The organism is Pseudoalteromonas sp. Scap25 (assembly GCF_013394125.1).
Taxonomy (GTDB): domain Bacteria; phylum Pseudomonadota; class Gammaproteobacteria; order Enterobacterales; family Alteromonadaceae; genus Pseudoalteromonas.
In genome coordinates, this window is sequence record NZ_CP041327.1 from 155674 (window position 1) to 180775 (window position 25102).

At 40.9% G+C, this 25102-nt stretch carries 27 protein-coding genes; 19 read left to right on the forward strand and 8 right to left on the reverse strand.

The annotated features are described in order from the left end of the window. Nucleotides 1-27: 27 nt before the first annotated feature. Entirely contained in the window at nt 28-1095 is a 1068-nt protein-coding gene (locus FLM54_RS00740) for a CNNM domain-containing protein (RefSeq protein ID WP_138605937.1), read from the forward strand. Between the two features lie 40 nt (nt 1096-1135). Here the strand turns inward: FLM54_RS00740 and FLM54_RS00745 are convergent, their stop codons facing one another. Further along, nucleotides 1136-2350: an EAL domain-containing protein gene (locus tag FLM54_RS00745; protein ID WP_178954573.1), complete on the reverse strand. Its 1215-nt coding sequence runs from the start codon at nt 2348-2350 to the stop codon at nt 1136-1138. Nucleotides 2351-2528: 178 nt separating this feature from the next. Here FLM54_RS00745 and FLM54_RS00750 point away from each other — a divergent pair, with 178 nt between their 5' ends. Then, complete coding sequence (locus tag FLM54_RS00750) at nt 2529-3545, forward strand: metalloprotease (protein ID WP_178954574.1); 1017 nt, start codon at nt 2529-2531, stop codon at nt 3543-3545. Nucleotides 3546-3584: 39 nt separating this feature from the next. Here the strand turns inward: FLM54_RS00750 and FLM54_RS00755 are convergent, their stop codons facing one another. Together FLM54_RS00755 and FLM54_RS00760 are read right to left on the reverse strand one after the other, a co-directional pair. Then, entirely contained in the window at nt 3585-4895 is a 1311-nt protein-coding gene (locus FLM54_RS00755) for a short-chain fatty acid transporter (protein WP_138605941.1), read from the reverse strand. A gap of 168 nt (nt 4896-5063) precedes the next feature. Next, nucleotides 5064-6011: a chemotaxis protein CheV gene (locus tag FLM54_RS00760; protein ID WP_178954576.1), complete on the reverse strand. Its 948-nt coding sequence runs from the start codon at nt 6009-6011 to the stop codon at nt 5064-5066. A gap of 165 nt (nt 6012-6176) precedes the next feature. Between FLM54_RS00760 and FLM54_RS00765 the strand changes: the two genes are divergently transcribed. Together FLM54_RS00765 and FLM54_RS00770 are read left to right on the forward strand one after the other, a co-directional pair. Continuing rightward, nucleotides 6177-7244, forward strand: a complete 1068-nt coding sequence (locus FLM54_RS00765) for a potassium channel family protein (RefSeq protein ID WP_109875670.1) — start codon at nt 6177-6179, stop codon at nt 7242-7244. Further along, nucleotides 7244-7435 carry a hypothetical protein gene (locus FLM54_RS00770; RefSeq protein WP_178954578.1) on the forward strand — a complete coding sequence of 64 codons (192 nt, stop codon included), beginning with the start codon at nt 7244-7246 and terminating at the stop codon, nt 7433-7435. The genes FLM54_RS00765 and FLM54_RS00770 overlap by 1 nt, the downstream gene beginning before the upstream one ends. A 21-nt stretch (nt 7436-7456) precedes the next feature. Here FLM54_RS00770 and FLM54_RS00775 read toward each other — a convergent pair whose 3' ends face one another. Then, on the reverse strand, nt 7457-8488 hold the full coding sequence (locus FLM54_RS00775; RefSeq protein ID WP_178954580.1) for a cytosolic protein: 1032 nt from the start codon (nt 8486-8488) through the stop codon (nt 7457-7459). Nucleotides 8489-8611: 123 nt separating this feature from the next. Continuing rightward, on the reverse strand, nt 8612-9070 hold the full coding sequence (locus FLM54_RS00780; protein ID WP_178954582.1) for an EVE domain-containing protein: 459 nt from the start codon (nt 9068-9070) through the stop codon (nt 8612-8614). A gap of 83 nt (nt 9071-9153) precedes the next feature. Between FLM54_RS00780 and tesB the strand changes: the two genes are divergently transcribed. Beyond that, nucleotides 9154-10011: an acyl-CoA thioesterase II gene (tesB, locus tag FLM54_RS00785; RefSeq protein ID WP_010391943.1), complete on the forward strand. Its 858-nt coding sequence runs from the start codon at nt 9154-9156 to the stop codon at nt 10009-10011. Nucleotides 10012-10058: 47 nt separating this feature from the next. Here tesB and plsB read toward each other — a convergent pair whose 3' ends face one another. Then, entirely contained in the window at nt 10059-12497 is a 2439-nt protein-coding gene (plsB, locus tag FLM54_RS00790) for a glycerol-3-phosphate 1-O-acyltransferase PlsB (protein WP_178954584.1), read from the reverse strand. 427 nt (nt 12498-12924) lie between these two features. Here plsB and rpsJ point away from each other — a divergent pair, with 427 nt between their 5' ends. The 11 genes from rpsJ to rpsQ are packed head-to-tail and all read left to right on the forward strand — an operon-like array spanning nt 12925 to nt 17891. Beyond that, on the forward strand, nt 12925-13236 hold the full coding sequence (gene rpsJ, locus FLM54_RS00795) for a 30S ribosomal protein S10 (protein WP_002957900.1): 312 nt from the start codon (nt 12925-12927) through the stop codon (nt 13234-13236). Nucleotides 13237-13263: 27 nt separating this feature from the next. Then, nucleotides 13264-13899, forward strand: a complete 636-nt coding sequence (rplC, locus tag FLM54_RS00800; RefSeq protein ID WP_138605949.1) for a 50S ribosomal protein L3 — start codon at nt 13264-13266, stop codon at nt 13897-13899. Nucleotides 13900-13916: 17 nt separating this feature from the next. Then, nucleotides 13917-14522 carry a 50S ribosomal protein L4 gene (rplD, locus tag FLM54_RS00805; RefSeq protein WP_008108340.1) on the forward strand — a complete coding sequence of 202 codons (606 nt, stop codon included), beginning with the start codon at nt 13917-13919 and terminating at the stop codon, nt 14520-14522. Further along, nucleotides 14519-14821: a 50S ribosomal protein L23 gene (gene rplW, locus FLM54_RS00810; protein ID WP_008108343.1), complete on the forward strand. Its 303-nt coding sequence runs from the start codon at nt 14519-14521 to the stop codon at nt 14819-14821. The genes rplD and rplW overlap by 4 nt, the downstream gene beginning before the upstream one ends. A gap of 17 nt (nt 14822-14838) precedes the next feature. Next, nucleotides 14839-15663: a 50S ribosomal protein L2 gene (rplB, locus tag FLM54_RS00815; protein ID WP_007376192.1), complete on the forward strand. Its 825-nt coding sequence runs from the start codon at nt 14839-14841 to the stop codon at nt 15661-15663. A 15-nt stretch (nt 15664-15678) separates the two neighbouring features. Next, nucleotides 15679-15957, forward strand: coding sequence for a 30S ribosomal protein S19 (rpsS, locus tag FLM54_RS00820; RefSeq protein WP_004588689.1), 279 nt, complete (start codon nt 15679-15681; stop codon nt 15955-15957). A gap of 13 nt (nt 15958-15970) precedes the next feature. Then, nucleotides 15971-16303, forward strand: coding sequence for a 50S ribosomal protein L22 (gene rplV, locus FLM54_RS00825; RefSeq protein WP_004588690.1), 333 nt, complete (start codon nt 15971-15973; stop codon nt 16301-16303). 12 nt (nt 16304-16315) lie between these two features. Next, the gene (gene rpsC / locus FLM54_RS00830; RefSeq protein ID WP_008108350.1) at nt 16316-17017 is read left to right on the forward strand and encodes a 30S ribosomal protein S3; all 702 of its coding nucleotides are present in this window, start codon (nt 16316-16318) and stop codon (nt 17015-17017) included. A 12-nt stretch (nt 17018-17029) separates the two neighbouring features. Further along, nucleotides 17030-17443, forward strand: a complete 414-nt coding sequence (rplP, locus tag FLM54_RS00835) for a 50S ribosomal protein L16 (protein ID WP_008108352.1) — start codon at nt 17030-17032, stop codon at nt 17441-17443. Next, a complete protein-coding gene (gene rpmC / locus FLM54_RS00840) occupies nt 17443-17634 on the forward strand; it encodes a 50S ribosomal protein L29 (RefSeq protein ID WP_008108355.1) in 192 nt (63 codons plus the stop codon). The genes rplP and rpmC overlap by 1 nt, the downstream gene beginning before the upstream one ends. Further along, nucleotides 17634-17891, forward strand: coding sequence for a 30S ribosomal protein S17 (gene rpsQ, locus FLM54_RS00845; RefSeq protein ID WP_013463780.1), 258 nt, complete (start codon nt 17634-17636; stop codon nt 17889-17891). The genes rpmC and rpsQ overlap by 1 nt, the downstream gene beginning before the upstream one ends. 505 nt (nt 17892-18396) lie before the next feature. On the opposite strand, the gene FLM54_RS18790 is transcribed toward rpsQ, so the two are convergent. Next, nucleotides 18397-18744 (reverse strand): helix-turn-helix domain-containing protein, encoded by a 348-nt coding sequence (locus tag FLM54_RS18790; RefSeq protein WP_260681693.1) that lies wholly within the window; start codon nt 18742-18744, stop codon nt 18397-18399. 186 nt (nt 18745-18930) lie between these two features. Between FLM54_RS18790 and FLM54_RS00855 the strand changes: the two genes are divergently transcribed. Further along, nucleotides 18931-19401 (forward strand): hypothetical protein, encoded by a 471-nt coding sequence (locus tag FLM54_RS00855; RefSeq protein ID WP_008108359.1) that lies wholly within the window; start codon nt 18931-18933, stop codon nt 19399-19401. A 196-nt stretch (nt 19402-19597) separates the two neighbouring features. Here the strand turns inward: FLM54_RS00855 and FLM54_RS00860 are convergent, their stop codons facing one another. Then, a complete protein-coding gene (locus tag FLM54_RS00860; RefSeq protein WP_178954586.1) occupies nt 19598-21208 on the reverse strand; it encodes an endonuclease in 1611 nt (536 codons plus the stop codon). Between the two features lie 297 nt (nt 21209-21505). On the opposite strand from FLM54_RS00860, the gene FLM54_RS00865 reads away from it, so the two are divergent. Together FLM54_RS00865 and cysI are read left to right on the forward strand one after the other, a co-directional pair. Then, nucleotides 21506-23320, forward strand: a complete 1815-nt coding sequence (locus FLM54_RS00865; protein WP_178954588.1) for an assimilatory sulfite reductase (NADPH) flavoprotein subunit — start codon at nt 21506-21508, stop codon at nt 23318-23320. Nucleotides 23321-23387: 67 nt separating this feature from the next. Then, the gene (gene cysI / locus FLM54_RS00870) at nt 23388-25085 is read left to right on the forward strand and encodes an assimilatory sulfite reductase (NADPH) hemoprotein subunit (protein WP_178954589.1); all 1698 of its coding nucleotides are present in this window, start codon (nt 23388-23390) and stop codon (nt 25083-25085) included. Nucleotides 25086-25102: the final 17 nt, after the last annotated feature.

The window sequence follows — 25102 nt, forward strand, 5'->3', positions numbered from 1 at the left end:
GTATTTATCCAACTTATCGGAGAGAAAGTGACACTATTAATCGTTTACATGGTTACAGCGATTGTGATTTCGTTTTTGTGTTCAATCATGGAGGCCGTACTATTAAGTATTTCACCTAGTTATGTTGCATTGTTGCGCAAAGAGCGGCCGGTGCTGGCTAAACAACTTGAAATACTAAAAAGTAATATTGATCAACCATTAGCAGCTATTTTAACGCTTAATACTGTTGCCCATACTGCTGGTGCCGCAGGAGTAGGTGCACAAGCCGCCGTGGTGTTTTCAGATGCAGCAGTGGGGATTGCATCTGCTATTATGACTTTATTGGTATTGGTGTTATCTGAAATTATTCCAAAAACCTTGGGTGCCAACTATTGGCGTGCTTTAACACCAAGTGTGACTTATGGTTTACGTATTTTGGTGTTAGTGCTTAAGCCATTTGTATGGGCTGCACAAAAGCTAACCAATTTGATGGGACAAAAGCATAATGAGGCCTATTATATTCGCCAAGAAATAGAAGCGATGGCCGATATTGGCAGTGAGTCAGGGGCACTTCATGCTGATGAGTCAGAGATCATTCGAAACTTACTGCATTTTAGGCACGCAAAACTAACCGACTTAATGACCCCGCGCACGGTTATTTTTAAAATTCATAAAGATCTTACTGTAAATCAGTACTTAAGCGAACATGGCTCTTCGTCATTCTCTCGAGTGCTAATTTACGACAAAGATGCTGACGATATAATAGGGTTTGTTCATAAAAACGACATTATGTTGGCATACCACCGCTTAGGTACAGACTACAAGATTAGTAAGTTGGTTAAGCCTATTTATACAGTACCGAGTACGCAAAACGTATCGTCGTTATTACAAATATTACTTACCAAGCGTACCCATATTTGTTTAGTGATTGATGAATACGGTGATGTGCAAGGAATAGTGACCCTAGAAGATATGATAGAGGCGCTAATGGGTTTAGAAATTGTTGATGAGCGAGATCAATCTACCAACATGCGTGCCGTGGCTAAGCAACGTTGGCATCAACGTTTAGCGGATAGTGAGCATATCGTCAGCGCCGAGGATAATGAATCTCGTTAGGGGTATTTAGTAAATATCAACCGGCAAAGGTCAGCAGACCTTAGTTATTATTTGTTTTAGCAGCTGTTTTTATCCAGTGTTGTGCCCACGAGATAAATTCAGCTTTTGCTTTTGGGCAACTAAACAAAAATCCTTGTATAGCTAAATTTGTTTGATAGTGCTTTAGATAGGCAAGTTCTTCCGGACGTTCAACACCCTCAGCAACAAGTTGCAGTTGCTCTTGGCTAGTCATATCAATCAATGAGTTGACCACAACTTGCGAAAACTTATCTGTTTCAATGTGGCTTATAAAAGAGCGGTCTATTTTTACTTCTGTAAATGGCAGCTGTTTCAGTTGGTTAATATTAGTAAAGCCAGTACCAAAATCATCCAGTGAGATACCAAAACCAAATATTCTTAATCTGTTTAAGGTTTCAAGTTGGGTATAGCTTGAAAGGGCATGTTGCTCGGTTATTTCAACAACCACATCACTGGGAAGCACGCCGTGCTTTTGTAATAACTGTAATAATTTATTAGGGCAGTTCAAATCATTTAACTGGCATGGCGACATATTAAATGACAACTTTAAGTTTTCCCCTAATTGTTCTTTCAGCTGCTTTAAGTCACTGCAGGCTTTTTCAAACAGCGTAAAAGTAATGTCATTGATTAAGTCGCATTGCTCAGCAAGGCTAATAAAACGGCTTGGTAAAATCACGCGTTCGTTTTTATTTGAAACAATACGAGCCAATACTTCAACACTTTGTATAAAGTTGGTGTTTATATTTATCTTAGGCTGGTAAAACGGTGTTATTTCATTATTTTTTAATGCGCTAACAAGTTTAGCTTTAGTAATTGGGCGCTCTTTTACAAGCGTATGGCTGTTTAACTGCGCTATTTTGGCAAGTAACATATTTACCTGATTTAATTGTACTGGCTTGGTAAGGTTACCAATTAAATGCACATTATGCTGCTTGGCTAGATCAGCTGCTAGGCTGATTATTTTAGGATCCATTTCAGAAATAATAACAATCGCACCGCAATAGCCTATTTCACCTAAGTTACGAATTAACTCCATACCATCCATTTCTGGCATATTCAGATCGGTAAATATGGCGTCATAAAAGTTTATATCAGGCTTTACTCTCTCTAGTGCTGTAACTGCGCTTAAGCAAGTGGTAACTTCTGGCATTTCGAGCTCATTAAAAATCGCTTTCATAACAATTAAAATGGCTTTTGAGTCATCAACAACGAGTATATTTGGCAATTGAGTTTGCATTGGTGTCCTTAGTAGTTGAAGCTTACTTCCTGTAATATTAAAAATAGTCGCTTGAATTGTTTTTGTCAGTATTTCAGGCATTTTTAGCTTACATTATCGCTAATAAAATGATGCTAGCTCACTCGTGTTTTTTTGGTGGGAAGGTATACTAGCGGCATAATTTATAATGGTTAGAATAATGATAAAAGTCGAACTTTCTCTGGCAGAGCAACCGTTTACGCTGATGATAGCAGAGCAGCAAGTTGTAAAAATATTTCATGATCAGCAAGCGATTGCATTTGAAAACCCACGTGAAAATTATGTCGAGTTTATGCTTGATGAGCAGTTAATTGGTATTGATAGCAACGAGGTCAGCCAGCAAAGCTTGGCGCTATATGTAAATAATCAGTTTGCAACTCAGTTAGCTTTACCTGTAGCAGCACAGGGCGCACCTAAAAAGGGGTTTTTAGGGCTCGCGGCGCTTGGCTTTAAATTATTTAAAAGTACTAAAGTTGTTAAAGTGGCGCTAGCGAGCGCATCGGTGGCCGGTTATGCTTGGCTGTTTACCATTGAGTTTGCGTTAATGCTGATTGCTTGCTTGGTGGTACACGAATATGGCCACGTACGAGCTATGAAGTATTTTGGCATTAAAACTAAAGGCATTTATTTAATTCCTTTTGTAGGCGGGTTAGCCGTTAGCGACGATAAAATAACTACGCGCTGGCAAGATGTGGTTATATCACTTATGGGGCCTGCCTTTGGTTTATTTACTTCTGTGCTTGGTGTAGTGCTTTATTACGCTACGGAAATGGAAATATTTGCAGGTGTTGCAGTGCTTAGTGCACTGCTTAATTTATTCAATTTACTGCCTATTTTACCGCTTGATGGCGGGCATGTACTAAAAAGCATAAGCTTCTCAATGCGCTCATGGCTTGGTTTAAGTGTGTGCTTACTTGGCGTGTTATTTGGTTTATGGCTTAGCTATACGTTTGGCTTAATGCTTTTAGTGTTCTTTTTGTTTGTTGGGGCGCTGGAAATTGTGTTTGAATGGCGCGGTCGCCATTACTCACATTTACTACCATTAGATAAATACGGCCAAGGCTTCTCGGCAGTAATGTATGCGCTGGTAGTTGTAGGCCATGTAGCAGTGATGATGCATTTTGCAGATTCAGAAAACGCGATATTAAGCTTACCGATGAAGATTTTATCAAGCTAAGTAAGCACGGGCTGTAATACAAGTTACAGCCCAGTTAGATTAATAAAAGCTCAATACCAGCGATATAAACACCCCAGTAATAATCAGCTGTACCACGCAAAACCCCATAATATCTTTAGCTTTTAACCCTGCAATGGCTAATACCGGTAATGCCCAAAAGGGTTGAATTAAATTGGTCCAAGCATCTCCCCATGCTACAGCCATAGCAACCCTTGCCATATCTGCACCAAGCTCTTGTGCTGCAGGGATAACAATAGGTGCTTGTACAGCCCATTGGCCGCCACCGGATGGCACAAACATATTAACTAACCCTGCACTAATAAAACTGTAAAATGGCAAGCTATCGGCATCCGCTATGGCAATAAAGCCCTGCGATATTTGTTGTGCTAACCCTGTATCGACCATAACGGCCATAATACCGGCATAAAAAGGGAACTGAATTACAATTCCCGCGCCACTCGGAATCGCTTGTTGTAGGCTATTTAGTAAATTGTGGGGGGTCTGATGTAGTGTGATAGCTAAAAATAAGAAAAGCGCTATCACGCTGTTGAGATTTAAGCCGCCACCTGCGATAAAAAAGTAATAACCTAAGTAGGCAAGTCCGAGTAAGCCAATGCCCATGCCTAGCAGTTTGCTTTGTTCTAAATGTTGCGCAGGGCGTGTTATTGTTACTCTATCGAGTAGAGTGTTCTTAAGCAGTGATGGGTCAATATAAACACTGTCTTTTTCACTTGGTAGCATGTAGCGGTTAACCAACGGCATAATAATAAATAAGCCAATCAGAATCGCAATGTTAAAACCTGCGAACAAGGTTTGCTCGGTGCCAATAATCCCCATTGTTGCCTGTGAAAAATGCCCTTCGCTGGCAATGGTTAGTGGTACGGAGCCTGCCAATCCGCCGTGCCATACTACAAAACCTGAGTAAGCACTTGCTACTAAGAGTCGATAATCTACTCGAGTCTGCTTAGCAATAGCCTTAGCAAATAAAGCCCCAATCACTAATCCAAACCCCCAATTAAGCCAGCTTGCTAAAAGCGAGATAAATGTCACTAAAATAATGGCTTTTGGGGCCGTATTAGCAAGCGTTGCTAATTTTGTTAGTAACTTACTTATTAAAGAGGTACTGGCGAGCATATAGCCTGTTACTAGCACCAACAGCATTTGCATGGCAAAGCTAAGTAAGTTCCAAAACCCGCTTCCCCATGATGTTATTACCTCAAGTGTGGTTGCAGGAGTCGCTAAATTCGCAATGCTCAAGGTAATAATAGTGAGCAAAATGACAAATATAAATGGGTCGGGTAAGTAGCGCTCGACGAGCTTAGTAAACGGGCTGGCAACTTTATTGAGCATAATTAATAACGAGTTAGTGAAAACTTATTTACTAATTAATCATGAAACCTTAGGATTAGCAAACACCGCTTTGAATAACCACTCAGTAAGGCAGGTTTTTAAAGGTTGCTGATGAGGAGAGTGTTACTAGCAAATATTTACCCAAGCAGATATTTGCTAGTTTTGTAATTAGGTGCTGCTTAACACATGTTTTAGACGGTTTTGTACTTCTTGCACTAGTAAGTCAGGCTGAAATTTTGATAAAAATGCATCACAGCCAACCTTTTCTACCATGGCTTGGTTAAAGCTGCCGCTTAGGGAGGTGTTAAGTACTACATGTAAGTTTTTTAAGCGGCTGTCGTTACGTATTTCATAGGTTAAGCGATAACCATCCATTGAGGGCATTTCGGCATCGGTAATCACCATAAGTAATTCTTTTTCAACATCGCGGCCTTCATCGGCCCAACCTTTAAGCATATTGAGTGCTTCCAAGCCATTACTGGCAGGAACAATTTCGATACCAAGCTGCGATAATGTATCGCTTACTTGCTTGCGTGCTGTTGGCGAATCATCAGCGTGTAGTATTTTTCGCCCAGAGAATTCGTTAACTATAGTTTGGTCTAACACTCCATCTGAAATATTAACCTCGTACTCAACTATTTCAGCCAGTACTTTTTCTACATCTATAATTTCTACCAAGTGCTCCACGTCGTCGCGCTGTACTTTAGTAAGTGCAGTAATGTAATGATTTTTACCGACTGAGCTGGGTGGTGGCATAATATCAGACCAGGTCATGTTCATTATTTGATCAACCTTACCAATTAAAAAACCTTGAGTGGTACGGTTATATTCAGTCACTACCAAATTACAATCTTCACCATGTTCTTTGTGTGACATAGAAATGGCTTGGCGTAAATCAATCACCGGAATAGATTCACCCCTAATATTGGCAACACCCGTCACCTTAGGGTGAGAGTGCGGTATTTTGCTTAAACGGGGAAGCTTCACCACTTCTTTAATTTTAAATACATTGAGTGCAAATAAATGGCGGCTATGTAAATAAAACAGTAGCAACTCTAAACGGTTCTCACCTACAAGCTGAGTACGCTGATCAACTGACGCTAAAACACCTGACATAATAGATCCATTCTTTCCTCATAACTTAATAACTATAGTTTACTCTTATTTTTATTCATAACGAACCGTGAATATTTCGATTACAGTAAAACGTTGCTTAAGTGTTATGATGTGCAGTATCGTGTTACCAAATGATTCAAATAATCAATCGATTAACAAACAATTATGCATCATATTTTTAAACGTATTGTTGTGCTGTTGCGCAGCCATATTGATCAGGTGAGCTGGCAGTCTGTTGTAATAGCAACGTCTTTACACATGCTACTTACTTGGTGCTTATTATTTATGGCTAATGAGCAAGCACTACTTTCGCCAGGGACCTTTTTTTACTACTACACGGTAACCACTTCAACAGTAGGGTATGGAGATTTAAGTCCATCATCTGACTTGGGCCGTTGGATTGTCGCATTAATACAAATACCCTTTGGTTTGGCTTTATTTGGTGTCTTGTTAGGTAAAACAGGGCAAACAGTAACTTACTTAATTAGGCGCGCTATGACTGGTGATAAAAACTTTGCTCACAGTAGCAATCACATTATTATTTTTGGTTGGCATAATGCTCGAACAAAAAAAATGATCGACTATATTTTGGCTGATACTAAACGTACAGACCGCCGTATTCTATTGGCGGTTACTGAACAAATAGAGCATCCATTTTTAAGTAATGAGAATGTTGATTTTGCTCGTTTGACTAGTTTTACCGATTTGGATGAATTAGAACGCGTTGCCATTCGCCATGCCGATAAAGTGATTATTGATGGCCAAGATGATGACCAAACATTTACTACTGCACTGCGTATTAGCCGTTTAGTCAAAGAAGATTGTCACATTAGTGCACACTTTTTTGATGAAACGAAAGTGGAAATGTTATTAGAGCATTGCCATAATGTAGAGTGTAGTAGCACTAAGTCAGCAGAGATTTTGGTGCGCTCAATGCAAGACCCAGGCTCAAGCCGTGTTCAAGAAGAGCTATTATCTACTTTGCATGGTGATACGCAATTTAGCCTACAAATACCTAGTGATATAAAAACCATGGAATTTGGTAAATTATTTCATCATTTTAAGTACGATCATAATGCAATATTGTTAGGTGTAGCTCATAATTTAAGTGCAAAGAATATGGATTTAAACCCACCTCTAGATTATGCAGTGAATGCGGGTGATATTCTGCATTACATCGCACAAGAGCGGGTGTTAAGTGGTGAAGTTGATTGGCTTAGCTTGGAAAAATAATGACTGAAGTTGCTTTTTTAATTATTGTTTTATGTGCTTACATTTTTCCTATCATGATAATTCTTAACAGTAAGCGTAGCCACGGCCATGAAAAAAATGGCTGGCTAGTCGGCGCTATCTTCTTTTCGTGGATAGCGCTGATTCTTTACTTTTCGATTGTGCCCAAGCAAGGGCACGCCAAGAAAAAGTAAAGCATGAGTACCTTTTGTTACTTATTCTAATTGTCTCAGTTTATGCTCAACAAGTGGGTCGTCAGGCACGAGTTGTTGAGCAACTTCTAATAGCTTAATGGCATCATTTGGGCTTTCGTCTTGATGCTTAATAGCTACCTCTATTAAGGGCTGAATATCAATTTTTTCTTGGTGCTCTTTAACATGCGCTGCTTTTTCGTCGATTAAAATAGTGTGAGCGGTACTTAATAACGCTTGGCGGTGTGCCGATTTAGCGTTGGCTTTATTAAGTTTTTTATAATAATCCTCTTTTAAACGCAGTGTTTTTGTTTGCAGCCTAAATTGCGCAATGTCGATTTGCTGATCACGAATAAAATCAACCGCTACTTGTTTATAAAAGCCAAACTTATTCAAGTAAGTAGCGTGAGTGCCGTGCCCCATACCAAACACGCGTAAGTGAGTGAGCTGTTTGTAGCGTTTAGCATGTTGGCGGTCAATACGATTGGTTGGGTCGTAAATAATGTAACCCTTGGCATCCCCTAAGTCTAAATCATGGTAGTCACCTTGCCAGTCATATTGCTGAGCAATTTCAGTACTTGAGCGGTCATCCCAAGGGGCGATAAGTTTGTTTTTGGTGCTAACAGGATGGAAAAGCAGTACTTTATCGAGTTTGAGTAACTTAGCAAATGCACCCACAGCAAAGCCGCCACGGCTAAGCCCATAGCCTAACTTAGTTTTAAAAGGAGAGAGTAAAGTTGATAGCTGCTCAATAAAAAAGATTAAATTGCGGTTACGAAACCAATTGCTTTTACCTAAATGCTGAAACGCAATAATATTAACATCTTGCTTTTGCGCTAGATGATAGCCCCAAGGGGCAAAGTCTTCATTTAGATCGCGTTCTTGTATATCAGTACCCGCAGGAGAAAAAGTAAAAAGCAGGGGTTTAGTGAGGTCAACAAAGTGATACTTTACATACACATCACCGAGTAAATCTCCACCAGAGGCTGGTAGTTTTGCTTGCCTCTCATCATCGCTGAGAGTTAACCATTCATCCAACCAATACAGTAATTTCATTTTTCCTCCAGTAAACGCAAGCCGCAGATTATAACAAATTTGGCTCCATAAGAAAATCGAGCGGTGACATGCTGCGCTGGTGGAGTACTATTTTAATGAAGAAAATGTAGTTATTTTAGTGGCTTATTTCACCATATTTAAAATTTCATGCCAATCATTTTCGGTCACTGGCATGACCGATAAACGCCCGCCTTTTTTAAGTGCTATATCAGTTATAGCAGTATTTGCTTTGATCGCTTGCAGGCTTACTAAACTACTCAAATGCGCCTGATAAGTTATTTCTACCACAAACCAGCGAGGGTTTTCAGTGGTTGCCTTAGCATCGTAATAGTCGCTACTTAAATCAAATTGCGTTGGATCAGGGTAAGCAGCCTTAGTAACCACACCAAGCCCTGCAACGCCAACTTGTTTACAGCTAGAATGATAAATCATCACTAAATCACCTTGCTTTACATCATCGCGAATAAAATTACGCGCTTGGTAGTTGCGTACACCTTCCCATAGCGTTGTTTGCTGTGGCGCTTGCTTTAAGTCATCAATTGAAAAGGCGTCGGGTTCGGTTTTAAAAAGCCAAAATGCCATATTAGATTTCCTCAATCAGTGAGTTAGTATTTTTTAACTATTGTATAGTATCATTTATAAATTAGGGGATTGAGGAAGAAATAATGAGCCAAGTATTAGATGATTTATTATCGTTGTTGTCACTTGAAGAAATTGAGCAAGGTTTATATCGAGGACAAAGCCAAGATTTAGGTTTTAGAGCGGTGTTTGGTGGTCAAGTTATGGGACAAGCGCTTTCAGCAGCTAAAGAAACACTGCCTGCGGGGCGTATTGTTCATTCCTTACATTCTTATTTTTTACGCCCAGGCGACGCTGCAAAACCGATTGTGTACGATGTAGAAACTATACGTGATGGTAAAAGTTTTAGCACTCGACGTGTCAGTGCGATTCAGTACGGTAAACCTATTTTTTACATGACAGCGTCGTTTCAAGGTGAAGAGCAGGGGTTATCGCATCAAGCCACTATGCCTGATGTTCCAGCTCCTGAAGAACTGCGTTCTTCGTTAGAGTTTTATCAAGAAAATGCACAGCATATTCCTGAAGCAATCCGTAATAAGTTTATTCGTGAAATGCCGATTGAAATGCGTCCGGTGAACTTTCATAACCCCTTTAAACCTGAAGCCCTAGAACCGGTAAAACATATTTGGTTTAAAGCCAATGGCGATATGCCGGACGATCAACGTATTCATAATTACTTATTGGCGTATGCGTCTGACTTTGAGTTTTTACCAACCGCACTGCAGCCACATGGTGTGTCGTTTATGCAGCCGAATATGCAAGTTGCGACCATAGATCATGCTATGTGGTTTCATCGTCCATTTAGAATGGATGATTGGATGTTATATACCATTGATAGCCCAAGCGCGAGTTCAGGAAGAGGGCTGGTACGTGGTCAGTTTTTTGACCGCCAAGGCAATTTAGTTGCCTCGACGATTCAAGAAGGGGTAATGCGCCAGCGTTAACTCTTTGCTACCTACTATATTGGGTTAATTCAATATAGTGAAGTACGTTACTGACATTGAGCGTGGACAATGTCAGTAATTGATTGCCAAATACGTGCCGGCAAGAGTGTTTGCAGTTGCTTGTAGGTCTCGCACAGCTCTTGGCTGCCTTGTAAGCCGCTATCAGATTCACTAATTAGTTTTTGTTCGCGAAGGTTGGAAATAAAACTACTAAGTACCTTCTTATCAAAAAACTCCGGCGTTTTAATGCCATGTAACGTACCCAAGCGTTGTGCCAACACATAGCTTTCACGTTCCAGTTCAGCTTTTGCAATACCTTGGCTGGTTTGAATAAAGCCAATCACAATCGCATAACGTTGCAGAGTAAAGCTCAATGCACGACCAAGCATTTCGAGTTTGGCAAAGCTATCGTTACTTTGAGTTACTTTGATATTATCACCATCAAGCTCAATTAAGCCTTGATCGCTAAAGTTAGTTAAAATGCGGGCCACATAGTTGTCATCAAGCTCTTGTAAGTACCACTCTTTGGCGAATAACGGATAAAATGATTTTACCAATTGATGGCAGTGAGTAACGGTACTTTGATGCTGCTTAAATAAATGTAGAGCTACTAAGCTAGGTACTGCAAAAATATGCAAAATGTTATTACGGTAATAGTTAAATAAGGTTTTTTCTTTATCGTTTATCGCAATAATTTCACCAAACTCGTCACTGATCACATCAAACTTATTCAACTTTAAAGCGTGTTCTAGCAGTTGCTCTGGCGTTTCATCGGGTGCGGTTATTTTATTGCTGTAGCTAGCTTCACGTTGTAATCGCAAATAAAACTCAAGCTGAGCTAGCAATTTAGGTTTACTCAATGCGTGCTTATCGTTTACTAGCAGTATCATCGCCAGTAAGTTAACTGAGTTAAGTGCGGCGGCATTGTTAATTTTAACCATAACCTGATCAGCAAGATTAGCCACCTGCGGCCCTAGCCATTGTGGTTTTTGCACGTCGGTAGCATGAATTGATTCGCGCCAGTCGGGTTGGTTGTCATTCAGGTATTGGTTAATAGAAATTGGGTCACCAAAATTTAAATACCCGCGACCATAGTTTTTCAAATTTTTAATTGCTTTAAAAATACCTAATATCGACTCGCCTTTTTTATCATTACCCGCGAGCTCTTTTAAGTAGGTGTTTATTTCCATTACGTGTTCGTAACCAATATACACCGGTACAATTGATACAGGGCGGTCTATACCACGAAGCATAGCTTGCATCGTCATGGCGAGCATACCCGTTTTTGGGGGGAGTAAGCGTCCGGTTCTACTGCGGCCACCTTCGGTATAAAACTTAACCGAGTAACCCTTTATAAATAACTGGCTTAAGTATTCTTTAAATACCGCTGAGTAGAGTTTGTTACCAGCAAATGAGCGACGAATAAAAAATGCACCACTGCGGCGGAATATGCCACCTGCAGGGAAAAAGTTAAGGTTAATCCCTGCAGCAATATGCGGTGGTACAAGGCCTTGATGATAAATAGAGTAGGTTAGTAGCAAGTAATCCATATGGCTACGATGACAAGGCATGTAGATTATTTCATGGCCTTTATTGGTTAGGTCATGAATTTGCTCGGTGTACTTTATGTCAATGCCATTATAAAGCTTATTCCAAAGCCACGTTAATATGCGATCAGCAACGCGAATTGTGGCATCGCTGTAATTAGCGGCGATTTCATCAAGTAGCTTTAAGGCGTTTTGTCGCGCCTGAGCTTGGCTGATGTTTTTTTCAGAAGCCTCGGTTTGAATTGCTTTTTTAATTGTGGGTGATGCCAGTAGTGAGCTAAATAACTGATCACGAGATGGGATTTTAGGCCCTGTTGCAGCCAGCTTTTGACGTTTAAAGTGAACTAGAGCTACACGCAACAGCTTATGAGGAAGTTCATTAACGTCGGCTTTTTCATTAACCAATAAAGATAAGTCGAGTGGTTGGCTAAATCGAATAAAGTTATCTCTACCTGAAAAAAGCACCACAAAAATTTTTCTAAACCAGCTGGGCGTTAGTGAGTGCGAAAGTAAAGTGCTTAGTCCGGGTTTTTCTTTACCTGGCGATCGGCCCCATAAAATAGTCACGGGCACCACTTGCACATTTTTTTGGCCACTATTTAATAAGTGCTCAACAATGTGTTTGCCTTGCGCTAATGCATTGGTAGACTTTTCTTTATCACCAAATAGCGGGGGAGGGTTTTTAATGCCGATAAAGCGATCTAACGTCTTGTCACCTAATATTTGCTGCTCGGTTGGGTCCGGTAAACCATTTCGTTTACAAACACGGGCCAGTGCCGCTAGATCAAAGCGTGAGTTTAAACGCACTATATAGAATGTCGGGTTTTTAGGGTTTAACTCAAATTGCTCTAAAGGCTTTTCAGGCAGTACTTTGCTTTTAACAAACAAGCGGCTGATACCACCAGAGATAAGATTTAAACCATAATTTAAAATACGCATTGACTCACCATAAGAGAGTAGTTACCCAAACTAATATGGGTATATAACAGCAAAATTAGCGCATAGGATAACATAATATCTAAAAAATCCCCTGCAGATTAATCGACAAGCTATGACATTATAAAGACATCATCACTTCCATTGCGTTCACTATTAATAAACTTAGCTATTTTTTAAACGACAATAACAAAGTAATTATGTCTAAATAGTTGTTGCATTTATCACCAGTATCATTATAATACGCAGGCTTTCAAAATTCCCTCGGGAACAAGAAAGAATAAATTAAGCTTGGATTTCAAGCTAATAAACAGGAGTTCCGATTTGGAACTCAACGTAGATATAATCAAACAACCGGCATCTTAATTATTAAGATTGTTTCGGTCGTTTTTTTATGCTCTTTAAATGCTCTTTATATTGAGGTTTAAGAATGTCAAATCAACGCATTCGTATTCGCCTAAAAGCTTTTGACCACCGTTTGATTGACCAATCAACGGCGGAAATCGTGGAAACTGCGAAACGCACTGGCGCACAAGTACGTGGTCCAATTCCACTACCTACACGCTTTGAACGTTTTACTGTACTTACATCACCGCACGTTAATAAAGACGCGCGTGATCAGTACGAGATCCGCACCCATAAACGTCTGATCGACATCGTAGAACCAACAGACAAGACTGTAGACGCACTTATGCGTTTAGACCTTGCTGCTGGTGTTGATGTTCAAATCAGCCTGGGTTAATCGGAAGATTAGAGAGGTTTTAGGAAAATGGCATTAGGTCTAGTCGGTCGTAAAGTGGGTATGACACGTATCTTCACTGAAGATGGTGTATCTATCCCTGTGACAGTTATTGAAGCGACTCCTAACCGCATTGCTCAGATCAAATCTGACGCAACAGACGGTTATAACGCGCTTCAAGTAACCGCAGGCACTAAAAAAGCAAGCCGTGTAAACAAAGCAACAGCGGGTCACTTCGCTAAAGCTGGTGTTGAAGCGGGTCGCGGTCTGTGGGAATTCCGCCTAAATGGTGGTGAAGGCGATTTTGAAGTAGGCTCTGAGCTTACTGTTGAATTATTCAACGAAATCAACAAAGTTGACGTAACCGGTACTTCTAAAGGTAAAGGTTTCCAAGGTGGTGTTAAGCGCTGGAATTTCAGCATGCAAGACGCTACACATGGTAACTCTCTATCTCACCGTGCTCCTGGTTCAATCGGTCAAAACCAATCACCTGGTAAGGTGTTTAAAGGTAAGAAAATGGCCGGTCAAATGGGTAATGAGCAAGTAACAACTCAGAACCTTGAACTAGTTCGCGTTGACGCTGAGCGTAACCTGCTTTTAGTTAAAGGTGCAGTACCTGGCGCTATCGGCGGTGACGTTATCGTTAAACCAGCTGTTAAAGCATAAGTCCTGGAGATTTAGTGATGGAATTAGCAATTAAAGACGCTTCTGGCGCTCTTGAAGTTTCTGAAGCTACTTTTGGACGTGAGTTTAACGAAGCATTAGTACACCAAGTAGTTGTTGCATACGCAGCAGGTGCTCGTCAAGGTACTCGTGCTCAGAAGACACGTTCTGAAGTAAGCGGTGGTGGTAAAAAACCATGGGCTCAAAAAGGTACTGGCCGTGCACGTGCTGGTACAATCCGTAGTCCAATTTGGCGTTCAGGTGGCGTTAGCTTCGCAGCTAAACCACAAGACCACAGCCAAAAAGTAAACCGTAAAATGTACCGTGGTGCGATCAAAAGCATCTTATCTGAATTAGTTCGTCAAGAGCGTTTAATCGTTGTTGAGAGTTTTGGTCTTGAAGCACCAAAAACTAAAGAACTAGTTGCTAAGCTTAAAGAACTTGAGCTTAAAGATGTTCTTATCGTGACTGAAGAAGTAGATGAAAATCTTTTCTTATCGGCACGTAACCTGTACAAGGTTGACACACGTGATGTAGCTGGTATCGATCCTGTAAGCTTAATTGCTTTCGATAAGGTACTAATTACAGCTGCTGCTGTTAAGCAACTTGAGGAGGCGCTAGCATGATCCGTGAAGAACGTCTTTTAAAAGTGATCCTTGCTCCACACATCTCTGAAAAAAGCACAATCGCTGCTGAAGAAAACAATACTATTGTTTTTAAAGTAGCAAATGACGCAACTAAAGCTGAAGTTAAAGCGGCAGTTGAGAAGCTTTTTGAAGTAGAAGTAACTGGTGTTCGCACACTTAACGTTAAGGGTAAAACAAAACGTACTGGCATGCGTTTCGGTCGTCGTAGCGACTGGAAGAAAGCTTACGTTACTCTTAAAGAAGGTAGCGAGCTGGACTTTGTCGGCGGCGCCGAGTAATAAGGGGAGTTAGAATTATGGCACTTCAAAAGTGTAAGCCAACTTCTGCGGGTCGTCGTCACCTAGTTAAAGTGGTTAACCCAGATTTACATAAGGGTAAACCTTACGCACCACTATTAGAGAAAAACTCTAAATCAGGTGGTCGTAATAACAATGGTCGTATTACGGTTCGTCATATCGGTGGTGGTCATAAGCAGCATTACCGTTTAATCGATTTTAAACGTACTAAAGATGGCATTCCAGCCACAGTTGAGCGTTTAGAATATGATCCAAATCGTAGCGCAAACATCGCTCTTGTATTATATGCAGACGGTGAGCGTCGTTACATTATCGCACCTAAAGGCTTAAAAGCTGGCGATGCAATCCAGTCTGGTGTTGATGCACCAATCAAACCTGGTAATGCATTACCAATGCGTAATATGCCTGTAGGTTCGACTGTTCACAACGTAGAATTAAAACCAGGTAAAGGTGCTCAAATCGCACGTTCTGCTGGTGCATACGTTCAAATCCTTGCTCGTGATGGTCAATATGTAACATTACGTCTTCGTTCAGGCGAAGTTCGTAAAGTTGAGTCTGATTGTCGTGCTACGCTAGGTGAAGTAGGCAATGCTGAGCATATGCTTCGTTCACTTGGTAAAGCAGGTGCAAATCGCTGGCGTGGTATTCGTCCGACAGTTCGTGGTGTTGCCATGAACCCGGTTGATCACCCACACGGTGGTGGTGAAGGTCGTACATCTGGTGGTCGTCATCCTGTGTCTCCATGGGGTAAACCGACTAAAGGTGCTAAGACGCGTAAGAACAAGCGTACGGATAAATTTATAGTACGTCGTCGTACTAAGTAATATTGAGGAATAGCCATGCCACGCTCTCTCAAGAAGGGTCCTTTTATAGACCTACACTTGCTGAAGAAGGTAGAGAAAGCTTTGGAAAGCGGTGAAAAGAAGCCAATTAAAACTTGGAGCCGTCGTTCAATGATCATACCTAACATGATCGGATTGACCATTGCTGTCCATAATGGTCGCCAGCATGTACCAGTTTTCGTTTCTGACGAAATGATCGGTCACAAACTAGGTGAATTTGCACCAACTCGCACTTACCGTGGCCATGCTGCGGATAAGAAAGCGAAGAAACGTTAAGAGGGGAAGATAAATGCAAGCATTAGCTAAACATAAATTCGCCTCTGGTTCGGCGCAAAAAGCACGTCTAGTTGCAGATCAGATCCGCGGGTTACCTGTCGATCGCGCACTAGAAATCCTGGCGTACAGCCCGAAAAAAGCGGCTGTATTAGTTAAGAAAGTACTTGAGTCTGCTATTGCTAACGCAGAGCATAACGAAGGTGCTGACATTGATGAGCTACGTGTAACAACGATCTTTGTGGACGATGGTCCAACAATGAAACGTATTATGCCACGTGCTAAAGGACGCGCAGACCGCATCCTTAAGCGTACAAGCCACATCACTGTTGTGGTTTCAGATAGCTAGGAGATATAAGTAATGGGACAAAAAGTTCATCCTACTGGTATTCGCCTAGGTATATCTAAACCTTGGGTTTCTACCTGGTACGCGAATTCAAAAGATTTCTCTGCACAGCTTTTTGGCGATCACAAAGTACGTACATTCCTTACTAAGGAATTGAAAGCGGCTTCTGTGTCTAAAATCGTTATTGAGCGTCCAGCAAAATCTATCCGAGTAACTATTCACACGGCTCGTCCGGGTGTTGTTATCGGTAAAAAAGGCGAAGACGTAGAAAAATTACGTCAAGCGGTAACTAAAATCGCTGGTGTACCTGCTCAGATTAATATTTCTGAAGTACGTAAACCAGAACTAGATGCACAACTAGTAGCAGACGGCATTGCCTCTCAGCTAGAGCGTCGTGTTATGTTCCGTCGCGCTATGAAGCGTTCGGTACAAAATGCAATGCGCATCGGTTCTAAAGGGATTAAAGTTGAAGTTAGCGGTCGTCTTGGCGGCGCAGAAATCGCACGTTCAGAATGGTATCGTGAAGGTCGTGTACCTCTACATACTCTTCGTGCTGATATCGACTACGCAACTTCTGAAGCCTTAACCACTTACGGTATCATTGGTGTTAAAGTTTGGATCTTCAAAGGCGAAGTTATTGGTGGTTTACCACTAGTACAAGAGCAAGAGAAACCAGCTAAACGCGCACCAAAGAAAGCCAAAAAAAGTGCTAAGTAGAGGTAGCGAGTAATGTTACAGCCAAAACGTACAAAATTCCGTAAAATGCATAAAGGCCGCAACCGTGGTCTAGCGCAAAACGGTAACAAAGTAAGCTTCGGTACTTTCGGTTTGAAAGCTACTGGTCGTGGCCGCATGACTGCTCGTCAAATCGAAGCAGCTCGTCGTGCTATGACACGTCACGTGAAACGTCAAGGTAAAATCTGGATCCGTGTCTTCCCTGACAAGCCGATCACAGAAAAGCCTCTTGAAGTTCGTATGGGTAAAGGTAAAGGTTCTGTTGAATATTGGGTTGCTGAAATTCAGCCTGGTAAAGTACTTTACGAAATGGAAGGTGTTTCAGAAGAGCTTGCTCGTGAAGCGTTTAACCTTGCTGCTCGTAAGCTGCCATTCAAAACAACTTTCGTAACTCGGACGGTAATGTGATGAAAGCAAACGAACTAAAAGATAAAAGCGTAGAAGAGCTTAATGCTGAACTTCTAGGTCTTCTTCGTGAGCAGTTTAACCTGCGCATGCAAGCAAGCACTGGTCAGCTAGCTCAGACACACACGCTAAGAACAGTACGTCGCGATATCGCGCGTGTAAAAACAATTATTAACCAGAAGGCAGGTCAATAATGAGCGATAAAATTCGTACTCTTCAAGGCCGTGTAATCAGCGACAAGATGGAAAAATCTTTCACTGTTGCTATCGCACGTTACGTGAAGCACCCAATCTATGGGAAATTCATCAAACGTACGACTAAGTTACACGTACATGACGAAAATAACACTGCAAAAGCGGGTGACGTAGTTACTATCCGTGAATGTGCACCAATTTCTAAGAACAAATCTTGGACTTTGGTAGATGTTGTTGAACGTCCAAAACAAGCTTAATTTTTAATTAAGTCTGTTTTTATAAGAAACCCCAGCTTTTGCTGGGGTTTTTTTTGCGTTTAAAAAAGCTGTAAGCGGTAAGTTTTAAGCCGTCAGCCGTCAACTGCTCGGAGTGAATTTGAGGGCCGTAGCTTGGGTTTTTAGTCTAGAGCACTCGAGAAAAAGCACGCCGTGAATACGTAATTGTCCTAATACTTTATCAATTTGAGTGATTGAATCTGACGTTAATCGTGTTAAAAATTTCTGATATACGACAGCATAGATTTTGGAGGTAGAGTAATACTGGAGTAATTGCCAAGAGCAACTAAATAACAGCTTTATAATTTACCAAACCTATGACTTTGCGAGAGTAGAGCTGCAACAATAGATAATAAAATGCATACTGCGGAAGTTACAATTAGAAAGCGGTTTTCAATTCTACTGACTTGCCTTTCGCCTACAATTTGATAGGTCACGTCCCCCTCAATAAAACGTTCGCCTTGGTATTGCTGAGTGACATTAAACGCTAAAAAATCTTCTTGCTTTGCCTGATAAGTAAAGTAGGTTTCAGCATAAAAAATTTCATACGTTGCAATAGCCAAACCATAAGGCTAATTATTAATAGCGTAAAACTCAAAATAGGCAGTTTTTTCAGTGGCACTTTGGTTGATGTTGTTACAGGTAAATAGCAATCAAAACATGCTTCGCCATAGCATCGCTTTAGCTTTTCGATTACTTCGGGAGAAGGAATGAATTGGCCATTCTCTAGTTTTGATAAGTAAGACTGTTGGATGCCTATTTCACGTGCAGCAAATGCTTGAGTCCATTTTTTGTCTGATCGAAGACGTTTTAATTCTTTTCCTAGCGATTGCATACCCATATTCTCTTCTTAATTGCAGCCACATTATTATCACTAATTAGCTAAGCCAGAGATAGAGGTCATGCCTCTATTCATGCGAATGAATAAAAGAATATCATGAATATTAATAGATTAGCGATTTTTATGGGCTACTTTAAATTATGCTAGTATTCTCAAACTAACGAAAGGATATATTGTATTATGAAAAAACACGTTTATTTATTACTTAGCTCCATCGCTTTATTCTTTGTAAGTTATCAAACTAATGCTGAACCTGTTTTTGCAGTTAAAGCCGATATTTATAAATTGAAAAATGAAATAACAATTGATAGTAAAATTTCTGAAACACTAAATTCATTGACTCCAATTCACCAACCAATGCTATTAGCTCTATTAAACGAGAGTGCACAAATAGAAATAGGGGATAAAAAACAACTAACATCACTTGAGATAAAAGCAAACGAAGATGGATCGTTTTTCAATGCATCGATGAAGTTAAAAGATAAAACAGATGGCCAATGGCAATCGATAACGTCTTTTATGCCTAACATTCCCAGTGGTCAAGCTGTATATTTTAGCCGTACTTTTATCGATAGTGTTTGGTTGATAAAGTTAACAGGAACACGATATGAATCAGAAGAGCTGGGTCTAGCTAGTTTTAAAAAACAATAATAGTAATAGCTGAAGTGCTAGTAAGCACTTATTTTTCTACTGAGGTTTAGGCTTATATTGCTAGATATCTGGATCTTGGTTTTACTCCAATTTTTAAGATGTGTTATGTACTTATTAGTAATTATAATGCGCAGTTTATAATAAAAAGCCTCTGCGTAGGCAAAGGCTTGTGTTTTCTGCGAAGCCGGAAGCCCGTTTACCAAATCATCTCTACAAATTCAGGATGATCAATATACGGGTTACGATTTCCCTGAAATTCAAACGCTGCTTGGTTGCGGTCTAATTCCATTTGGCTAACAGGATCGTTGTTATGCCACTTTAACAGCATGGCCACAACCCAGCTTTCAAATACTTGGGTACTGGTGCCATTAAGCACGTCATTACTAGCTGCGGTGTTATTTTGCCAAGCACCAATTACGTTTTGATAACGGGTTGCCATGTAAAAATAAGCACGAGCAAAGTCACCTTTAAATTCATCAATAGGTTCAAACACAGTACCGTTGTAATTAATCGTATTACTTGCAGAGCCTAATTTACTGCCGTTGGTTGAGGTAAACGAAGCGCTTGCTACTTCACCGAATGGGAAGTTGCTTCGTTTTGAATTTACATAACCGTCAGTGGCGTAAATATGATGAACATCAGAGTTCATCGGTTCAACTTTTCCACCAAACCAACTTTTAGGGAACGAATGCTCTCGGTTGTAGCAATCTGCCTCACCACTGTAGGTGCCACATTGATCGCTAACAGCTGTGTATGTGTAGCTATCAGAGCCATTGGGCTTCTCGCTGTACATATCTAAAATACTATTATCGTTTTCATAGTATTTATCACGCGCCGATGCGTCGTAAAAATTCCAAATAGCGGAATACCCCTGAGCATTATGATTATTAATAATGTTATAAAGCTCAGTTTTTAGCGTGTAACCAGACAAGCCTTGAGTTGTCACATAGTAGCCGGTTGGCGTCGGTGTTGGCTCAGTGCTTCCTAATGAGAAAGCGGTAGCTTCGGTTGTTTGAAAACTAGCTCCACTGGCGAGCAATGTGCTTTCATTATTCAAGGCGTAGCTACCACTGCCATATGAACAGCAAATACCATCGCCATAGCTGTCATTAATAGTAAATGTATACTCACCATCGGCTACGCATAATTGTTCAGTATATTGGGTGTTTGCAGCATACCCACTTCCGCTTGCAACGACACCGGTTTGGTTGTGCGCTATTTGCCAGCTGGTTTCTTCGCCGTAGTTATCTGTGGTTAGGCTAAAAGTAAGGCCGTTATCTGCGCAGCTTGGAGAGCCAATGCTGTCATTATTAGGCAAGAAGTTATCAACATAAACTAACTCGCTACCATCAAATCCCGTTGTATCATAAAAGCGTAAGCCGACATCAATGGTTTTATTACTATCAGCTGTGTAGCTGTAAGTTATACTCTGCCATTGGTTGGTTTGTGCTGGATTTGAATAGCCTTGATAACCATCTATCAACAAACGCGCCTTAAGATGGCCTTCGGTATGATACACATCTACTGAGAACTCATAAGTTTTACCCATTTCAACAGCGACTTGCTGCAAAAAATCAGTATTGCTTTGTGTGCCTGTATTAACGCTAATCGCTGCTGCTTGTGAGCCTGTGCTTACGACTGTGCTGTTGGCAGATACGTTAATACCGCTATCAATCACTGTCCACGCATCTGGGGTGTTGCCACTGTATTGTTCAAAGTTGCCATTAACCACATTAGCCATCGCGGGTAATGGGGATAATAACAAGGTGCTCAAAAGTAATTTGTTTTTATATATACCGTGTAACATAGGTGTTCCTATTTATATTTTTGCGTAATATACCTTAGAATATTAAAGTTACAAAATTGTTAAATTAAAATTTCATAAAAGGCAATAAAACCCTTTTAGGCCTATTTCGTAGGTTTTTAGATAACTTAATAACTAAATGGAATATCAAAGCAGATTCTATTCTTTTTTTATCTATGCTTAGGCGGCTATCCTGCATACTCAATTAACCTCAACAGAACTTTCTGAGTGAGGTGGCACTCATTTTAAACAATGTGAACAAGCATTGTGTTTAACGTTCAGGGTTATGAGGAAAAATTCATGTTGTTAGGTCAACTCAATGCGCTAGCAAGTCCGCTTTCGCAAGAGCAAGTACAAAAGCTACAAGGTTTAGTGGCTGAGCTTAATCCAATTCAGCAAGCCTGGGTTAGCGGCTACTTAGCTGCTAATGCTAATTCTGCAGCGCTTGGCGCGCCAGCTTCAGGTGCACCTGCAACCTCGGAGGCGGCAGCACTGACCATTTTATATGGTTCACAAACAGGTAATGCTAAAGCGGTGGCGACTAAACTTAAAGAGCAAGCTGAGTCTCGCGGCTTAGCAACAAAGCTGGTTAGCATGTCAGATTACAAACCGACTGCCCTGAAAAAAGAAAAGTTTCTAACCGTGGTTGTATCGACTTACGGCGAGGGTGAGCCACCAGAAGACGCTGAAACACTGTATGAATTTTTAATTACTAAAAAAGCGCCAAAGCTTGATGGTGTCAAAGTTGCAGTATTAGGCTTAGGTGATTCTAGCTATGAATTTTTCTGCCAAACCGCTAAAGACTTTGAAGAGCGTTTAACTAAATTAGGTGCGGAGGTTATTCATCAACGTGCTGACCTAGACGTTGATTATGATGACGAAGCAGCCACTTGGATTGAGGGCGCATTAAATGCGTTTGAACCAGATTTAAAAGCCCAGCAAGATGCAACTAGCGGTCAAGTTGTATCAATGCCATTTGGCGCTCCTGTAGCAGCGGCTAGTCAGTACACAAAGCAAAATCCGTTTGCGGCAGAGCTAAGCTTAGTGCAAAAAATTACTAGTCGTGATTCAACCAAAGATGTACGCCATGTTGAAATTTCACTAGAAGGGTCAGACATTACGTATACACCTGGTGATTCACTCGGCATTTACTTTTTAAATGATGAAGCCCGTGTAGATGAGCTACTAGCGCAAACACAAATTGATCCAACTAGCCGCGTTAAACTTGGCGATGAAGAACTCAGCGTACGTGATGCCTTAATTGAAAAACTAGAGCTAACACAATCCTACCCTGGGTTTGTTGAAAAGTACGCCACGGCTACAGGCACGCCTGAGCTGCTTAAACTAGTAGAAGATAAAGGCGCAATGCGCGAATACATTGAGCCTCGTCAAATCTTTGATGTGGTTGCACAAAACCCAGCTAAATTAGAAGCGCAAACACTAGTTGATTGCCTGCGTAAATTACAAGCACGTTTATATTCAATTGCCTCTAGCCAAGCTGAGGTTGAAGATGAGGTGCACTTAACTATTGCATTAGTTGAGTTTGAAGCGTTTGGCACAGAGCACTTAGGTGGTTGTTCAGGGTACTTAGCACGCCGCGCAGAAGAAGGCTGTAAAGTAAAAGTGTTCAGTGAACATAACGATAACTTCCGCTTACCAGTAAGTGATGACACACCAATTATTATGGTTGGTCCAGGTACTGGTATTGCGCCATTTCGCGCCTTTTTACAAGAACGTGATGCACGAGAAGCAACAGGTAAAAACTGGCTGTTTTTTGGTAACCCACACTTTACTCAAGACTTCTTGTACCAAGTAGAAATTCAAGGATACTTAAAGTCAGGTTTACTAAGTAAGATTGATGTAGCGTTTAGCCGTGACCAAGCAGAAAAAGTTTATGTACAAGACAAGTTACGTAAAAACTCAAAAGAAGTATTTGATTGGTTAGAAGCGGGCGCTCATTTTTATGTGTGTGGCGACGCTAACCGCATGGCAAAAGATGTACACAATGCCTTAGTTGATATTATTAGCGAAAACACCGGTAAAAGCTATGAAGACGCAGAGCAGTACTTAAAAGACTTAAGAAGCGCAAATCGCTATCAGAAAGACGTGTACTAAGTACACATTGTTTACTTTATAAAAAGTAACGCTAACAGCCGTCACTGTAACAAATTTAGGATTAAACATGAGCGAACAAGATAAAAACGTAAAGCTTTCTGATAACGAGCGTTTGAAAAGAGAAAGCAACTTTTTACGTGGCACTATAGAGCAAGATTTAAAAGACGAGATCACCGGTGGTTTTACCGCCGATAATTTCCAGTTAATTCGTTTTCACGGCATGTATCAACAAGATGATCGCGATATCCGTCCTGAACGTGCTAAACAAAAGCTAGAGCCATTGCATAATGTGATGTTACGCGCACGTATGCCTGGCGGTATTATTAAGCCAGAGCAATGGCTTGCAATTGATAAATTTGCTGGTGATAAAACCAGTTATGGCAGCATTCGTTTAACTACTCGCCAAACATTTCAGTTTCATGGTGTATTAAAACCTGAAATTAAAGGTATGCACCAATTGCTTAATAGTGTTGGAATTGATTCTATTGCCACTGCCGGTGATGTTAACCGTAATGTGTTATGTACTACCAATCCGGTTGAGTCTGAGTTACATCAAGAGGCCTACGAGTGGGCGGCAAAAATTTCTGAACACTTATTACCTAAAACGAAGGCATACGCTGAAATTTGGCTTAATGGCGAAAAATCTGAAACTACAGAAGAGCCTATTTTAGGTTCAACGTATTTACCGCGTAAGTTTAAAACTACAGTGACGATCCCACCTAATAATGAGGTGGACGTACATGCTAACGATTTAAACTTTGTGGCGATTGCTGAGGATGGCAAACTCGTTGGTTTTAACGTGCTAGTAGGCGGCGGTTTGGCGATGACCCATGGCGATACAGCAACCTACCCACGTAAAGCGGACGACTTTGGCTTTATTAGCCTAGAAGATACGTTAAAAATTGCTGAGCACGTAGTATCTGTTCAGCGTGATTGGGGCAACCGCTCAAATCGTAAAAATGCAAAAACTAAATACACACTCGATCGTGTTGGCACTGAAGTATTCAAAGCTGAAGTTGAAAAGCGCGCAGGCGTGAACTTTGCACCAAGCCGCCCTTATGAGTTTACTCACCGAGGGGATCGTATTGGTTGGGTAGAAGGCATTGATGGTAAGCACCACTTAACCTTATTTATTCAAAGCGGTCGTATTTTAGACTACCCAGATAAGCCGCTTAAAACAGGGTGTCGCAAAATTGCAGAAATTCATCAAGGTGATTTTCGCATGACGGCAAATCAAAACTTAATTATTGCCGGTGTACCGGCCGATCAAAAAGCAGTAATTGAAGAAATAGCCCGCAATCATGGTTTGATTGACGATAAGGACACTGAGCAACGCAAAAATTCAATGGCGTGTGTGGCATTGCCAACTTGCCCATTAGCTATGGCCGAAGCTGAGCGTTACTTACCGAGTTTAATTGAAAAAATAGAGAACTTATTAGCCAAACACGGAGTGCCAAATGACAGCATTATTATGCGTGTAGTTGGTTGTCCGAATGGCTGTGGTCGTGCCATGCTAGCAGAAGCAGGCTTGGTCGGCAAAGGCCCTGGTAAGTACAACGTTTACCTTGGGGGGAATACTGAGGGTACACGTATTCCAAAGCTTTACCTTGAAAATGTTGGCGAAGAGGTTTACTTAGAAGCATTCGATAAACTCATTGGGCAATGGGTTAGTGAGCGTAATGATGGCGAATGTTTTGGTGATTTTGTTATTCGCAAAGGTATTGTTGCAGAAGTAAAAGTATCCGTTACCGATTTTTACGCATAATTTAAAAGCAGCGCAAA

Bases quoted from the DNA above. Each gene is read 5' to 3' on its own strand.
- rplD (WP_008108340.1), top strand. From the start codon at position 13,917: ATGGAATTAGCAATTAAAGACGCTTCTGGCGCTCTTGAAGTTTCTGAA.
- FLM54_RS00750 (WP_178954574.1), top strand. From the start codon at position 2,529: ATGATAAAAGTCGAACTTTCTCTGGCAGAGCAACCGTTTACGCTGATG.
- cysI (WP_178954589.1), top strand. From the start codon at position 23,388: ATGAGCGAACAAGATAAAAACGTAAAGCTTTCTGATAACGAGCGTTTG.
- FLM54_RS00755 (WP_138605941.1), bottom strand. From the start codon at position 4,895: ATGCTCAATAAAGTTGCCAGCCCGTTTACTAAGCTCGTCGAGCGCTAC.
- FLM54_RS00860 (WP_178954586.1), bottom strand. From the start codon at position 21,208: ATGTTACACGGTATATATAAAAACAAATTACTTTTGAGCACCTTGTTA.
- tesB (WP_010391943.1), top strand. From the start codon at position 9,154: ATGAGCCAAGTATTAGATGATTTATTATCGTTGTTGTCACTTGAAGAA.
- FLM54_RS18790 (WP_260681693.1), bottom strand. From the start codon at position 18,744: ATGCAATCGCTAGGAAAAGAATTAAAACGTCTTCGATCAGACAAAAAA.
- rpsS (WP_004588689.1), top strand. From the start codon at position 15,679: ATGCCACGCTCTCTCAAGAAGGGTCCTTTTATAGACCTACACTTGCTG.
- FLM54_RS00780 (WP_178954582.1), bottom strand. From the start codon at position 9,070: ATGGCATTTTGGCTTTTTAAAACCGAACCCGACGCCTTTTCAATTGAT.
- rplV (WP_004588690.1), top strand. From the start codon at position 15,971: ATGCAAGCATTAGCTAAACATAAATTCGCCTCTGGTTCGGCGCAAAAA.
- rplP (WP_008108352.1), top strand. From the start codon at position 17,030: ATGTTACAGCCAAAACGTACAAAATTCCGTAAAATGCATAAAGGCCGC.
- FLM54_RS00760 (WP_178954576.1), bottom strand. From the start codon at position 6,011: ATGTCAGGTGTTTTAGCGTCAGTTGATCAGCGTACTCAGCTTGTAGGT.
- rplC (WP_138605949.1), top strand. From the start codon at position 13,264: ATGGCATTAGGTCTAGTCGGTCGTAAAGTGGGTATGACACGTATCTTC.
- FLM54_RS00770 (WP_178954578.1), top strand. From the start codon at position 7,244: ATGACTGAAGTTGCTTTTTTAATTATTGTTTTATGTGCTTACATTTTT.
- FLM54_RS00865 (WP_178954588.1), top strand. From the start codon at position 21,506: ATGTTGTTAGGTCAACTCAATGCGCTAGCAAGTCCGCTTTCGCAAGAG.
- FLM54_RS00775 (WP_178954580.1), bottom strand. From the start codon at position 8,488: ATGAAATTACTGTATTGGTTGGATGAATGGTTAACTCTCAGCGATGAT.
- plsB (WP_178954584.1), bottom strand. From the start codon at position 12,497: ATGCGTATTTTAAATTATGGTTTAAATCTTATCTCTGGTGGTATCAGC.
- FLM54_RS00745 (WP_178954573.1), bottom strand. From the start codon at position 2,350: ATGCAAACTCAATTGCCAAATATACTCGTTGTTGATGACTCAAAAGCC.
- rplB (WP_007376192.1), top strand. From the start codon at position 14,839: ATGGCACTTCAAAAGTGTAAGCCAACTTCTGCGGGTCGTCGTCACCTA.
- rpmC (WP_008108355.1), top strand. From the start codon at position 17,443: ATGAAAGCAAACGAACTAAAAGATAAAAGCGTAGAAGAGCTTAATGCT.
- rpsC (WP_008108350.1), top strand. From the start codon at position 16,316: ATGGGACAAAAAGTTCATCCTACTGGTATTCGCCTAGGTATATCTAAA.
- FLM54_RS00855 (WP_008108359.1), top strand. From the start codon at position 18,931: ATGAAAAAACACGTTTATTTATTACTTAGCTCCATCGCTTTATTCTTT.
- rpsJ (WP_002957900.1), top strand. From the start codon at position 12,925: ATGTCAAATCAACGCATTCGTATTCGCCTAAAAGCTTTTGACCACCGT.
- rpsQ (WP_013463780.1), top strand. From the start codon at position 17,634: ATGAGCGATAAAATTCGTACTCTTCAAGGCCGTGTAATCAGCGACAAG.
- FLM54_RS00765 (WP_109875670.1), top strand. From the start codon at position 6,177: ATGCATCATATTTTTAAACGTATTGTTGTGCTGTTGCGCAGCCATATT.
- rplW (WP_008108343.1), top strand. From the start codon at position 14,519: ATGATCCGTGAAGAACGTCTTTTAAAAGTGATCCTTGCTCCACACATC.